We start from the raw sequence: 14,092 nt of genomic DNA, 5'->3' as shown, positions 1-14,092 counted from the left end.
CCCCCTGGCGGGCCCCACACCCCACCGAACCAGCCGAACGACCACTCCCCCTCAGACCCCCCGCAACGGCGACCCCACGGCCCACCGAGCCAGGCGGACGACCGCTCCCCCGCGGGCTCCGGGGCAGACGCCCGTGGGCGGTGCGCTGGTGGCCCACCGAGCCGGGCGGACGACGCTCCCCTCGGGGTCCGAGGCAGACCCCCGTGGGCGGTGCGCTGCCCGCCCACCGAGCCGGGCAGACAACCGCCCCCTCGAAGTCCGAGGCAGACCCCCGTGGGCGGTGCGCTGCCCGCCCACCGAGCCGGGCAGACAACCGCCCCCTCGAAGTCCGAGGCAGACCCCCGCAGCGCTGCGCTGCCCGCCCACCGAGCCGGGCAGACGACCGCCACCCTCGGGGTCCGGGGCGGAGCCCCGCAGCGGTGCGCTGCTCGGCCACCGAGCCGGGCGGACGACGCTCCCCTCGGGGTCCGGGGCGGAGCCCCGTGGCGGTGCGCTGGTGGCCTACCGAGTCGGGTGGGTGGGTGGGAAAGGGCGGCTGAGCCACCGGCAGGTCACGGCGCTGACGAGCTGTGCGTCTCCTGCGGCGGAGCCGAGTCGTCGCCCGACGTCGCCAGCCACGCCCCGACGCCCACCGCCGCCGCCACCGCGACCCCCGCCACCGCGAACGTCACCCTCCGTCGCCGCGCCGCCACCCGGTGCCGGGCCGACCCCGGCCGCGGCGCCCCCGACGCCCTGGGCGCCCGCGCCGTGCCCCGGGCGCCACCCGCCAGCTCGTCGGGGCCCGGCACCCGCATCGACGTGTGCGTGTCCCGGTTGGAGTCCGGCTTCGCGCCCGGCACCAGGGAGACGGCCCCCCGGCGCCGTACCCGCTGCTCCTCCGCGGCCGGTGGCACGGCGGCCGACGGCTCCTCGGTCTCCTCCGGCGTCTCCGTCTCCGGCTCGTCGACGTCCAGCGGCGGCATCCCCGCCAGCGTCGGCAGCTGCTCCCGCAGCCGCGCGGCCAGCTCGGAGGCGCGCAGGCGGGACGCCGGCGCCTTCGCCAGGCACTGCACGAGCAGCTGCCAGAGCTCCTCGGGGATGCCGGGGAGGGGGACGACGGTCTCGGTGACGTGGCGGCGGAGCACCGCGCCGGGGTGGCCGCCGCCGAACGGGGTGAAACCCGCGAGGAGCTCGTACAGGACCGTCGCGAGCGCGTAGATGTCCACCGAGGCGCGCGGCGGCAGGCCCTCGACGATCTCCGGGGCCAGGTAGTCCGGCGTGCCGATGATCTTCGTCGCGCGGGTCCGCTTCGGGGAGTCGATGAGCTTCGCGACGCCGAAGTCGGTCAGCAGGGCGGGGTGGGCGCCGCCGGGGCCCAGCGGGCCCTGCATGTCGAGGAGGACGTTCTCCGGCTTCACGTCGCGGTGGACGACCCCCGCCGCGTGCGCCGCCGCCAGCCCGTCCGCGACGTCCGCGACGATCGCGACGGCCGCCTCGGGCGCGAGCCGCCGCTCCCGGTCCAGGCGGGTGCGCAGGTCGGTGCCGCGGACCAGGTCCATGACGAGGGCGAGGTCGTTGCCGTCGACGACGAGGTCACGGACGGACACCACGTGCGGGTCGTCGAGGCCCAGCAGTGCCGTGCGCTCCTGCACGAAGCGGCCCACCAGCTCCTCGTCGGACGCGAGATCCTCACGCAGCAGCTTGATGGCGACGGGCCCTTCCGGCCCCTCGCCCAGCCACACCGTGCCGGCGCTGCCCCGCCCCAGGATCTGGTTGGCGGTGTACCGGCTGCCGATCTTCCGTGCCAAGACTGCTCCTACAGACGCGTGTTGCCGACAAAAGTACGCGTCCGACGAGTCAACCTTCACCACGGAAGCGGAAATCACCCGCCAGGTGTCGACAAATCCACAGAGTCGCGGCCGGTTCCGGCGGTCAGTTGCCGGAACCGTTGCCCAGGTCGCCGATGAAGTTGCCGACCGATTTCGCCCAGTCCTTCAGCTGGGACCAGTAGCCCTGGCCCTCCCCGACCCACGTGTGCACCGGGGTCAGGTCCCAGATCAGCCAGCCCGCGACGAACAGGATGACGACCAGGAACAGGCAGCCCTTGAGGCAGCCGAGGCCGGGGATCCGCATCGGGTTGGCGCTGCGCTGCCGCGGCTCGCGCGAGGGCCGCTGCTGCGGCTCGGCGGGCGGCGCGTAGCGCTGCTGGGGCTGCTGCGGCGGGGCGTACTGCTGCTGCGGAGGCCGGCCGCCCCCGTACCCGGCAGGCTGTTGCTGTCCGTATCCGGCGGGCTGCTGCCCGTACCCGCCCGGTCCGCCCTGCTGACCGCCCTGTCCGCGCGGCTGCGGCCGGCGTACCGGCTGCTGCTGCGGGGCCTGGCGCTGCGGCTGCTGCTGCGGCCGGGCCACCTGGCGCTGCGGCCGGCGGCGCAGGGGGTCCTCGCCGGGGTCGAGGTACTGGACCTGGGTCTGCTCGTTGCGGTCGCGGGCCGCGCGGAGCTGGGTCTGCCAGGGGTGCGGCTGCTCCGGCTGCTGCTGGCCGGGCTGACCCGGCTGACCGGGCTGGCCCGGGGGCATCGGCGGCATGACGGCCGTCGGATCGGCGGCGCCGGTGTTCGGCAGCACGGCGGTCGGGTCGGCGGCGCCGAACGGCCCCGGCTGACCGGTGTGCGGCAGGACGCTGGTCGCGGCGTTCGGGTCGTACGCGCCCATCGGCGTGCCGGTGTTCGGCAGCACCTGGGTCGGGTCGGCCGAACCCGGTACGGCGGCCGGAGCCGGGTCGGGGGCGAGCAGCGCGCCGACGCCCTCGGCGGCCGCGATCTGCGCGGAGTTCGCGTGCACCCCGACACCCTCGGCGACGACCCGCAGGCCGCGTGCGAGGTTCTCGGCGCTCGGGCGGTCGTCGGGGTTCTTGCGCAGGCAGCGTTCTATGACCGTCCACAGCGGGTCGGGGACGGTGGAGGGACGCCGGGGCTCGGCGCTGAGGTGCTGGTGGAGGACTTCCAGGGCGCTGCCGCCGGAGAACGGCGGGCGGCCGGTGACCAGCTCGTACAGCAGGATGCCGGCGCCGTAGATGTCGACGGCGGAGGTCTGCGGGCGGCCCTCGGCGGACTCCGGGGCGACGTACGCGGGCGTGCCGACGAACTCCTGGGTGCGGGTCAGCCCCGGGGAGTCGGCGAGGCGGGCGATGCCGAAGTCGGTCAGCATCGGGTGCATCTGGCCGTGGTACTGGGCGAGCAGCACGTTGGCCGGTTTCAGGTCACGGTGCACCACGCCGTCGGCGTGGCTGGCGGCGAGCGCGTCGGCGACCTGGGCGGTGAGCAGGGCGGCGGCGACGGGCGTGAAGGGGCCGTTCTCGCGCAGGTAGCGGTGCAGGTCGGGGCCGTCGACGAGGTCCATGACCAGGGCGAGGAGATCGCCCTCCACGACGAGGTCGCGGACCCGGACGATGTTCGGGTGGGTGAGCCGGAGCAGCACGGAGCGCTCCCTGAGGAAGCGCATCACGATGTCGGGGTCGCTCGCGAGCTCTTCCTTGAGGACCTTGATCGCGACGGTCTCGCCGGGCTGGCCGGGCACGGCCGCCTCGGCGCCCGCGGTCTCCCGCTGGCGGGCACGCCAGACGGTACCGGTGGCGCCGCGTCCCAGCGGCTCCTCCAGGAGGTACTTGCTGCCTACCGGCCGCACGTCATGCGCTCCCTGCTGCTTGCTGAATGGCTGGTTGCTGAAGTCTCCGACCCATGTGTCCGACCCACTCTAGTGCCGTGGTGCCCGGGACCGGGGTGTCGTCCGGCTGTGCTTTCCCCTCCTCGGCAGGGAGTCGACAAGCGTCCCGACGTGTCCCCATACGTTGGCGTTCCGGCCTGCGTTCGATGAAAAGACGCTCGCTTCGGTCCGCTGGTTGCCGAGCTCGGACGTGACCGATCTCAACTGATCGCCCGCACGGTATTGGTCAGGCACTTTTAGGGGCAGAGCTGACCAATCAAGATCACTTACCATCGGGGCGTGGGCACGTTGTCAGTGGCAGGTGCGAGGATGCGCTTGACAGCAGAACTGGCCGACGTGCTCGTGGTGGTGGGGGGAATTCCGCGCCCGCGCAGAAGGGACCGCTGACGGCGATGCAGATCCGGCTGACCGTCGTAGACCCGCTGGGCCCTGCCGCGCAGCGGGGTCGTTCCGCGAGCCGGGACGTGCTGGTGACGGCGCCCTCGGGCACGGACCTGGCCGCGGTGGCGTCGGGACTGGCCTCGGCGGTCACCGGGGACGGCAGCCTGGGCGGCCGGGAGCAGAGCGGCGCCCCGGTCGTGCTGTACGCCGGGACGGAGCGGCTGGACGCCCGCCGCCGCATCCTGGGCGAGCCCCCGCTGGTCGACGGCGCCGTGCTGTCCCTGGGCGCCCCGGCGGCCCCCGAGCCGCATCCCGAGCTGGACGACGCCCCGACCCAGCTGCACGTGATCGCCGGCCCGGACGCGGGCGGGGTCCACCTCCTGCACGGCGGCCAGATCACCATCGGCCGCTCCGCCGACGCCGACGTCCCGCTCGACGACCCGGACGTCTCCCGGCTGCACTGCGCGGTCACGGTCGCCGCCGACGGCCGGGTCTCGGTCGCCGACCTGCACTCGACCAACGGCACCGTCCTGGACGGCAGCCGCGTCACCGACCGCCCGGTGCGCCTCACCCCGGGCTCGCTCCTGCGCATCGGCGAATCGGCGCTGCGGCTTACGCCGTCCGGGGGACCCGGGGCCCGGGTGGGCACGGCACCCGACGGAGACGGGTGCGTGCGGGTGCTGCCGGGCGGCGGGGAGAGCTACGGCGACGGTCCCGCCGCCGGGAGCGGTGCGGCCGCGTCGGCCGACCGTGCCCACCACGCCTACGGCACGGCGGGCTGGGGAGCCGCGGGCGGGGCGGCCGGCAGCCCGGAGCACGGCCCGGCGGAGCCACCGGTCGTACCGGCCCAGGGGGACGCGCCGAGGATCGAGAGCCGGGGAGCCGACGGGCCGCCGTGGACCGGGCGGGCGGGCGGATCCGGGGCCGGGCACGGCGGGCGCGCGGGCGGGTTCGCGCCGTCCGCGGGGCAGCGGACCGAGCCGCCGTCGGCCGACCGCGGGTACGACGGTGACCGGCACGGACACCCCGCGCCCGGGACCCGCGGCACGCTGCCGGGCCCGCGCGGCGCTGCCGCCGCCCACGACCCGGGCGCCGCACACGGATCCGAGGCCGCGTACGGCGCCGGCGCGTCCCACGGAGCAGGCACGGCGTACGGACGAGACGCGGCGCACGACCCCGGCACCGCACCCGGCTCCGCCGTCAGACATGCCTCGGGCGACACACACGCCGGCCGGTCCGGAGTGCTCGGCGACCGCCCCGGCCCCTCCGACGGTGCCGGCGACGCCGGAAACGGCCGAAGCTCCGCGGGCGCGCGAAGCACCGCCCCCCGCACCGCGGCCCCCGACGCCACCGACGGCAGCGCTCTCCCCCCCGACCCCGCCGATGCCCCCGCTCCCTCCGGCCGACGCAAAGGCACCCCGCTGCGCGGTACCGAAGCCCCCGCCCTGCCCGGCGCCCGCAGGCGCGGCGGGCTCGGGGCCTGGGCGCGGCGGCTGGCCGGCGGACGCGGTGAGCCCCCGTCGGCCGCCGACGAGGGGACGACGGCGCAGGACGGCGGTGCCGCGTCCGCCGATGTGCCCGCCCGGCCGGAGACCTGGCCCGACCCGGCCGCCCTGCTGCTGACCGCGCTCGGCCCCGGCCCCCGCCTCTGGGAGCGCGGCCCCGGCCACCCGGAGGCGCTCACCGTCCGGCTCGGCACGGCGGACCGTGCGACGCCCGACGGCTCGGGCCTGCTCCCCGCCGTCCCGGTCACCGCCGATCTGCGCGAGTCCGGCGCCCTCGGCCTGGCCGGTCCGCGCACCCGCCTGGCGGGCCTGGCCCGCGCGGTGCTGGCCCAGCTCGCCGCACTGCACTCGCCCGACCTGCTGGAGATCGTCCTGATCAGCGCGGACCGGGCCCGCCCCCTGGAGGAGCGCACGGCCGAATGGTCCTGGCTCGGCTGGCTCCCGCACGTCCGCCCCGGACACGGCCAGGACTGCCGCCTGCTGCTGGCCTACGACCGTGAACAGGCGGCGGCCCGCGTGGAGGAGCTGCTGCGGCGGACCGAGGAGCTGACCGCCGCCCGCCGACCGGCCACCCCGTCCGACCGCCCCGCACCCGCGCCGGTCCCCGGCCAGGCCCGTACGGCGGCGGACGCCGCCTCCCCCGAAGCCGCCAAGGGCCCTTCCTGGGCCCGCCACGACCTGGGCGCCGACGACGGCAAGAGCGCCTTCCCGGGGCCGTACACGGTCGTCGTCGTGGACGGCGATCCCGGGGGCTCCGCACTGCGCGAGGCGGTGGCCCGGCTGACCGTGGCCGGACCGCGCGCGGGCGTGCACGTCGTCTGCCTGGCGGAGACGGCCCCCACCTCGTCCACCTCACCGGTCGGCCGGACCTACGAGGAGGCGTGCGCGGTGACGCCGACGTTCCGGGAGTGCGGGGCGGTGGCCCTGCTGAGCGGCGACGTGGCGACGGCGCTGCACCTGATGCGGGTCTCCGCCGGCGGTCCCGGCCAGGCCGGTCCGGCCGGCCCGGTCGGGCCCGGCACCCTGGCCGCGGTGGACGCGGTCTCCCCCGCCTGGGCCGAGCGGTTCGCGCGGGCGCTCGCCCCGCTGCGCCCCGACGGCCCCGGCGCGGACCGGCACACGCGCATGGCCGCCCCGCTCCCCCAGTCCGCCCGGCTGCTGGACGAGTTGGGGCTGGCGAGGGCCACCCCGGCCTCGCTGATGGCCCGTTGGGCGGACGCGGCCGACGACACGGAGTCGCTGGGCGGCCGGGCCCGCGCCGTGCTCGGCGCCGGACCGCGCGGCCCGCTCACCGCCGACCTGGTGACCGAGGGACCGCATCTGCTGGTCGAGGGCCCGCCCGGCAGCGGCCGTACGGAGCTGCTGCGGGCGGTGGTCGCCTCGCTGGCCGCCGCCGAGCGCCCCGACCGGCTCGGGATCGTCCTGATCGACGGCCGGGACGGCGTCGGCACGGGTGCCGGGCACGGCGAGGGCCTGCGGGTCTGCACGGACATACCGCACGTCACGACCCACCTGACCGCCAACGACCCGGTGCGGATGCGGGAGTTGGCGCAGTCGCTGAGCGCCGAGCTGAAGCGGCGGGCCGAGCTGCTGGGCCGTTCCGACTTCACCGACTGGCACGCGCGGCGGGAGATCTCCGGCCGCATCGTCCCGCAGCGGGCCCGCCCCGCCGCCTCGGGCGCCGCGGACATAGAGGCCCCGCCGAGTTCGACGCTCCGGCTGCGTCCGGCGGCCGGTGCCGCGGCCCGTGCCCGTACGGAGGCGCCGCCGCCCCCGCTCCCCCGGCTCGTGGTCGTGGTCGACGACCTGGACGCCCTGGTCTCTCCCGCGCTCGGTTCACCGGGGCGGCCGGCCGCCGGTTCCGTGATGCGGGCGCTGGAGGCGGTGGCGAAGGAGGGCGAGCGGCTCGGCGTCCACCTGGTCGCGGCGGCCGGCACCGGCGGCCGTACGGCGGAGACGGAACCGGCCCGGCAGGCCACCCTGCGTATCACCCTGGACGCCCCGGCCGACGGCCCCGACGAACCGGCCCCGGGCCGTGGCCGCCTGACCACCCCGGACGGGCGCGGCACGGCGTTCCAGACGGGCCGGGTCACGGGCCGCATCCCCCGCACGGCGACCCAGCGTCCCACCGTGGTCGCCCTCGACTGGCAGCGCATGGGCGACCCCCCGGCCCGCCGGCCGATCCGCGAACTCGGCAACGGCCCGACCGACCTGGCCCTGCTGGCGAGCGCGGTGGAGCGGGCGGCGAAGGAGGTCTCCGCGGCGGAGGTTCCTTCACTTCTGTGAGTGGGGGCACAACCCGGGTCACCGATCACAACGTGATCACGATCCCCCGCGCTGACCTGTCGGCCCACTTGCCGCGTACGCGGCGCCCGCGTACACCGGAGCGCACGGGACAGAGTTCTGACGTTCAACGAAGAACGACGAACGGGGAAGTGATGCGCTGTAACAGCAGCACCGTCCGGACACACAGGGCCCTCGCCACACTCGCCGCCCTGCTCGCGGGATCGCTCGCACTCGCCGCGTGCGGAAGCAGTGACAAGAAGTCCGACGGCGACACCAGCACCGGCGCCACCGGGTCCAGCACCCTCAGCCTCCCGAAGCTCGACGGCACCACCCTGGAAGTGGCCGCCGTCTGGACCGGTCAGGAGCAGAAGAACTTCAAGCAGGTGCTCGCGGAGTTCGAGAAGCGCACCGGCGCGAAGGTCACCTTCGTGCCCGCCCAGGACCCGATCATCAACTTCCTGGGATCGAAGATCGCGGGGGGCCAGCCGCCGGACATCGCGCTGCTGCCGCAGCCCGGCGCGATCAAACAGGCCGTGCAGAAGGGCTGGGCGAAGCCGCTGAGCGCCGACACGATCACGGAAGTGCAGAAGAACTACTCGCAGGGCTGGCAGGACATCGGCAAGGTCGGCGGGAAGCAGTACGGCGTCTACTACAAGGCCGCCAACAAGTCGCTGGTCTGGTACAACGCGAAGGTCTTCGAGAACGCGGGCGCCAAGGAGCCCAAGACCTGGCAGGACCTGCTGACGACGGCGCAGGCGGTGTACGACTCGGGCGTCACCCCGTTCTCGGTCGGCGGCGCCGACGGCTGGACGCTGACCGACTGGTTCGAGAACGTCTACCTCTCCCAGGCGGGCCCGGAGAAGTACGACCAGCTCGCCCAGCACAGGATCAAGTGGACCGACCCGTCGGTGAAGCAGGCGCTGACCACACTGGCCCAGGTCTGGGGCAAGAAGGGGTACGTCGCGGGCAACGCGTCCGGCGCGCTGCAGACGGAGTTCCCGGCCTCGGTGACCCAGACCTTCACCGGCGGCGACCAGCCGAAGGCGGCCATGGTGTACGAGGGCGACTTCGTGCAGGTCAACATCGGCGAGACCAAGGCGAAGGTGGGCACGGACGCCAAGGTGTTCCCGTTCCCGTCGGTCGGCTCCACGGCCCCCGTGGTCTCCGGCGGCGACGCGGCGGTGATCTTCAAGGACTCCAAGGGCGCCCAGGCGCTGGCGAAGTTCCTGGCCTCCCCGGACGCGGCGACGATCCAGGCGAAGCTCGGCGGCTACCTCTCGCCGAACAAGAGCGTGCCGGACTCGGCCTACCCGAACGAGGTGCAGCGCACCATCGCCAAGTCGCTGATCGCGTCCGGTGACGACTTCCGCTTCGACATGTCCGACCAGGCCCCGCAGGCGTTCGGCGGCACCCCGGGCAAGGGCGAGTGGAAGGACCTCCAGGACTTCCTGCAGAACCCCACGGACATCGCGGGGACCCAGGCGAAACTGGAGAAGGACGCGGCGGCCGCCTACGGCAGCGGAAGCTGACCCGGCGATGGCCGCACCCTCGACCACGGCCCCCGCTCCACCGGGCCGCCGCAGGAGCGTGACCGGCACCCGCAGGAGCGCGGCGGTTCTCTTCCTCCTCCCCGCCCTGGTGCTGCTCGGCGCGCTCGTGGTCTACCCGATCGGGTACTCGCTGATCCGCAGCTTCTACAACGCGAACGGGGACGGGTTCGCCGGCTTCGACAACTACAAGGCGATCTTCACGGACGACGGCATCCGTACCGCCCTGAAGAACAACGTGATCTGGGTGGTGTTCGCGCCGACGGTCTCCACGGCCCTCGGCCTGATCTTCGCGGTGCTGACCGAACGGGTGCGCTGGGGCACGGCGTTCAAGCTGGTCGTCTTCATGCCGATGGCGATCTCGATGCTGGCCGCCGGGATCATCTTCCGCCTCGTCTACGACCAGGACCCGGACAAGGGCGTCGCCAACGCGGTCTGGGTCGGCATCCACGACACCTTCGCCCAGTCCTCCGCGTTCCCGAACGCCCACCCCGGCCGCGAGTCGCCCCTCAAAGCGGACCAGGGCGGCTTCATCACGGCGGCGGCCGTCCACACCGGGCAGACCGTCACCCTGCCGCTCGTCGGCGTCGCCCCCGACCAGATGCCCGACGGCGCCAAGAAGGCCGTGGCGGCGAAGGCCGACCCGGGGAAGATCACCGGCACCACCTGGCAGGACTTCACCCGCGGCAAGGGCGTCGGCACCCTCGGCGCCCCCGACCCGTCCGAACTCGGCTACGACGGGATGCGGGTCGAGGCGGTGAAGAACGGCAAGGTGGTGGCGTCGACGAAGGCCGCGGCCGACGGCACCTTCACGCTGCCCGCCGCGGCCGACGGGGCACGGCTCCGGCTGCCCGCGAGCAACTTCAAGCAGCCCTACAACGGCGTCGACTGGCTCGGCCCGTCCCTCGTCACCCCAGCGATCATCGGGTCGTACGTGTGGATGTGGGCCGGCTTCGCGATGGTGCTGATCGCGGCCGGGCTGGCCGGGGTGCCCCGGGAGCTGCTGGAGGCGGCAAGGGTCGACGGGGCGACCGAGTGGCAGGTGTTCCGCAAGGTCACCGTGCCGCTGCTCGCACCGGTCCTGGCGGTGGTCACCGTCACCCTGATGATCAACGTGCTGAAGGTCTTCGACCTCGTGTACATCATCGCGCCGGGCTCCTCGCAGGACGACGCGAACGTGCTGGCCCTGGAGCTGTACCGCAAGGGCTTCTCGGAGGGCCAGCCGGGCATCGCGAGCGCGATCGCGGTGTTCCTGCTGCTGCTCGTCATCCCGGTGATGTGGTTCAACGTGCGTCGGCTGCGGCGGGAGGAGCGGCGATGAGCTGGCTGCTGGACAAGATCAACGGCGGTCTGGTGCGCGTCTTCCTGATCGTCGTCGCGCTGTTCTGGCTGGTGCCGACGATCGGCCTGCTCGCCTCCTCGCTCCGGTCGCCGGACGACATGAGCGCGAGCGGCTGGTGGCACGTCTTCAGCAAGCCGTCCCAGCTGACGTTCGAGAGCTACCAGAAGCTCCTGGAGAACAGCGACATCACCCACTCCCTCTGGAACACGGTCCTGATCACCGTCCCGGCGACGGTCCTGGTCGTGGTCATCGGGGCGCTGGCCGGTTACGCGTTCGCGTGGATGGAGTTCCCGGGCCGGGACTGGTGGTTCCTCATCGTGGTCAGTCTCCTGGTCGTGCCCGTCCAGGTCGCGCTGATCCCGATCGCCGAACTCTTCGGGAAGATAGGGCTGTTCGGGACGATCTTCGGGGTGATCCTCTTCCACGTCGGCTTCGGGCTGCCGTTCGCGGTGTTCCTGCTGCGCAACTTCTTCGCGGAGATCCCGCGCGAGCTGCTGGAGGCGGCCCGTCTCGACGGTGCCGGTGAACTGCGGCTGTTCACGCGGGTGGTGATGCCGCTCGGCGGGCCGGCGATCGCGAGCCTCGGCATCTTCCAGTTCCTGTGGGTGTGGAACGACATGCTGGTCGCGCTGGTGTTCACGAAGTCGGGCACGCAGCCGATCACGGTCGCGCTGCAGACCCAGGTACGCCAGTTCGGCAACAACGTGGACGTCCTCGCGCCCGGCGCCTTCATCTCGATGGTGATCCCGCTGGCCGTGTTCTTCGCGTTCCAGCGGCAGTTCGTGACCGGGGTGATGGCGGGCGCGGTCAAGTGACCGTAGAAGGGACCGTCAGTAAGGGGCGAGCCGGCCACCGGCTCGCCCCTGCCCGTCCACGGGACGTAACCCACATGCCGTAACGAACCGTAACCAAATCATTCCATTGGCCGTTCCCGGGCAGAACGCCCGCGCCGACCGACCCATGGATGTCCCTTGCCCAGGTTCAGTGTCATCGTCCCCGCGTACCAGGTCCAGGCGTATCTGTCCGAGTGCCTGGACTCGGTGCTCTCGCAGTCGTACCCGGATCTGGAACTGATCGCCGTGGACGACTGCTCGCCGGACGCCTGCGGCACGATCATCGACGAGTACGCGGCCCGGGACGCGCGTGTGAAGGCCCTGCATCTGGCGGAGAACCAGGGTCTGGGCGGTGCCCGCAACGCGGGGATGGCCCAGGCGCGCGGCGACTACCTGCTCTTCCTGGACAGCGACGACACGCTGACGCCGGACGCGCTGCGGGCGATCGCCGACCGGATCAAGGAGACGGGCGATCCTGACGTGCTCGTGTACGACTACGCGCGGACGTTCTGGACCGGCCGGGCGGAGCGCAACAAGGCCGCCCCGCAGCTGACCGAGGAGGGTCCGGCGCCCTTCCGGCTGGCGGACCGGCCCGGCCTGCTCCGGGTGCTCATGGTGGCCTGGAACAAGGCCTACCGGCGGGAGTTCGTCGAGGAGAACGGCCTGGTCTTCCCGCCCGGCTTCTACGAGGACACGCCGTGGACCTACCCGGCCCTGCTGGCCGCCGGGTCGATCGCGACCCTCGACCGGGTCTGCGTGCACTACCGGCAGCGGCGGCAGGGCAGCATCCTGTCCACCACCAGCCGCAAGCACTTCGACATCTTCGAACAGTACGACCGGGTCTTCGCGTTCCTCGCCGAGCGCCCCGAACTGGCTGACTGGCGGCCGGTGTTGTTCCGCCGCATGGTCGACCACCTCAGCACGGTGTTCACCAGCCGGAACCGGCTTCCGAAGGGCAGCCGCGGCGAGTTCCTGCGCACGGCCCGGGCCCACTGCCGGCGCCATCACGCGGTGGGCTCGAACGTCCCGCTGCGCACCCGGCTCCGCCATGCTCTCGTCCGCTACGGCCTGCACCGTACCTACCGCGCGCTCCAGTGGGCGATGTCCGCCCGCCGCCGCACCGTCAAGGCCGGCGTGAAGTCCGCCCGCGGTCTGCGTTCGGTCCTGCTCCAGCTGCACTACCGGATCCAGTTGCGCCTCCCGCTGCGCGCCGACCGCGCGGTCTTCGCCGCCTACTGGAACCGCGGGCACGGCTGCAACCCGGGCGCGCTGGAGGCGGCGTTCCGCACCCACGCCCCGCACATCCGCACGGCCTGGGTCGCCCGCCCGGAACACCACCACGCGATCCCGCCGGGCCCGCGCCGGCTGCGGCCGGGCACCTTCGCCTACTGGACGGCGCTGGCCCGTTCCAAGTACCTGGTCAACAACGTCAACTTCGACCGGCGGCTGACGAAGCGCCCCGGCCAGGTGTTCGTGCAGACCCAGCACGGCACCCCGCTCAAGCACATGGGCCTCGACCTCCAGGAACACCCCGCGGCTGCGGCCGGCATGGACTTCGAGGAGTTGCTCCGCGGCGTCGACAAGTGGGACTACGTCCTGTCCGCCAACCGCCACACCACCCTGACCTGGGAGCGCGTCTACCCCGGCGGATACCGGACCCTCGAGTACGGCTACCCGCGCAACGACGTCTTCCAGCAGGCCACCTCGGCCGACGTCACCCGGATCCGGGAGTCGCTCGGCGTCCCCGAGGACGCGGTCGCCCTCCTGTACGCCCCCACCCACCGCGACTACCGGCGCACCCAGCGGCCCGCCCTCGACCTGGACCGGATCGTGCGCCGCCTCGGCCCGCGCTTCGTCATCCTGGCCCGCGCCCACTACTGGCACGGCGGCCCGCTCGCGTCCGGGGACCGGGTGATCGACGTCAGCGACCACCCCGGTGTCGAGTCCCTGTGCCTGGCCGCGGACGCGCTGGTCACCGACTACTCCTCCATCATGTTCGACTACGCCAACCTGGACCGGCCGATCGTCGTGCACACCCAGGACTGGGACGCCTACGACGCGGCCCGCGGCACCTACTTCGACCTGCGCGCCAGCCCGCCCGGCGCGGTCGCCCGCACCGAGGACGAACTGATCGACATCTTCGCCGGCGGCCACTGGCGCGGCTCCCGCTCCGCCGAGCTGCGGGCCGCGTTCCGGGACCGGTTCTGCCGCTTCGACGACGGGCGCGCCGCCGAGCGGGTCGTACGGCATGTGGTGCTCGGGGAGACGGCCGGGCTGCCGGAGTTCGTCCCGCTGCCGGACCGGCACCCCGTGCCGTCGGCGGCCTCGGCGCTCGCCCACCCCCCGTTGGCCACCGTTCCGCAACCTTCCGGCCATCTGCCCGTCACCGAGAGCCGTTGATCGCCGTTTGCCTTCCAGGGAGTTCTTCCATGCCCCCCAACACCTCGCGGCCCACTCCGTCCCGGCCGTCCACCTGGCGGCCGACGGGAAGGCCCG

Annotated in this window: 7 protein-coding genes; 5 read left to right on the top strand and 2 right to left on the bottom strand. The window is 73.8% G+C overall.

What is annotated here, in order from left to right; all coding sequences use genetic code 11:
* Window positions 1-551 precede the first annotated feature (551 nt).
* On the bottom strand, window positions 552-1,787 hold the full coding sequence (locus tag AB0472_RS39090) for a serine/threonine-protein kinase (RefSeq protein ID WP_366363959.1): 1,236 nt from the start codon (window positions 1,785-1,787) through the stop codon (window positions 552-554).
* 124 nt (window positions 1,788-1,911) lie between these two features.
* Window positions 1,912-3,663: a serine/threonine-protein kinase gene (locus AB0472_RS39085; protein ID WP_366363957.1), complete on the bottom strand. Its 1,752-nt coding sequence runs from the start codon at window positions 3,661-3,663 to the stop codon at window positions 1,912-1,914.
* A 431-nt stretch (window positions 3,664-4,094) separates the two neighbouring features.
* Between AB0472_RS39085 and AB0472_RS39080 the strand changes: the two genes are divergently transcribed.
* The 5 genes from AB0472_RS39080 to AB0472_RS39060 all read left to right on the top strand — a co-directional run bounded on the left by AB0472_RS39080 (window position 4,095) and on the right by AB0472_RS39060 (window position 13,996).
* On the top strand, window positions 4,095-7,874 hold the full coding sequence (locus tag AB0472_RS39080; protein WP_366363955.1) for an FHA domain-containing protein: 3,780 nt from the start codon (window positions 4,095-4,097) through the stop codon (window positions 7,872-7,874).
* A 152-nt stretch (window positions 7,875-8,026) separates the two neighbouring features.
* Window positions 8,027-9,403, top strand: coding sequence for an ABC transporter substrate-binding protein (locus tag AB0472_RS39075; protein ID WP_366363953.1), 1,377 nt, complete (start codon window positions 8,027-8,029; stop codon window positions 9,401-9,403).
* Between the two features lie 7 nt (window positions 9,404-9,410).
* Window positions 9,411-10,742, top strand: a complete 1,332-nt coding sequence (locus tag AB0472_RS39070; RefSeq protein ID WP_366363951.1) for a sugar ABC transporter permease — start codon at window positions 9,411-9,413, stop codon at window positions 10,740-10,742.
* On the top strand, window positions 10,739-11,578 hold the full coding sequence (locus AB0472_RS39065) for a carbohydrate ABC transporter permease (protein ID WP_366363949.1): 840 nt from the start codon (window positions 10,739-10,741) through the stop codon (window positions 11,576-11,578). Before AB0472_RS39070 ends, AB0472_RS39065 begins: the two co-directional genes overlap by 4 nt.
* Window positions 11,579-11,734: 156 nt before the next feature.
* Window positions 11,735-13,996, top strand: a complete 2,262-nt coding sequence (locus tag AB0472_RS39060) for a bifunctional glycosyltransferase family 2 protein/CDP-glycerol:glycerophosphate glycerophosphotransferase (RefSeq protein ID WP_366363947.1) — start codon at window positions 11,735-11,737, stop codon at window positions 13,994-13,996.
* Window positions 13,997-14,092 lie beyond the last annotated feature (96 nt).

It is taken from the genome of Streptomyces sp. NPDC086777 (assembly GCF_040702065.1).
GTDB lineage: Bacteria > Actinomycetota > Actinomycetes > Streptomycetales > Streptomycetaceae > Streptomyces.
Note: the sequence above shows the minus strand (reverse complement) of the source record. Positions and strands in the feature narration are given on the sequence as shown.

Excerpts from the sequence above, each read along its gene's own strand:
- AB0472_RS39080 (WP_366363955.1), top strand. The coding sequence starts at position 4,095 with ATGCAGATCCGGCTGACCGTCGTAGACCCGCTGGGCCCTGCCGCGCAG.
- AB0472_RS39065 (WP_366363949.1), top strand. The coding sequence starts at position 10,739 with ATGAGCTGGCTGCTGGACAAGATCAACGGCGGTCTGGTGCGCGTCTTC.
- AB0472_RS39070 (WP_366363951.1), top strand. The coding sequence starts at position 9,411 with ATGGCCGCACCCTCGACCACGGCCCCCGCTCCACCGGGCCGCCGCAGG.
- AB0472_RS39075 (WP_366363953.1), top strand. The coding sequence starts at position 8,027 with ATGCGCTGTAACAGCAGCACCGTCCGGACACACAGGGCCCTCGCCACA.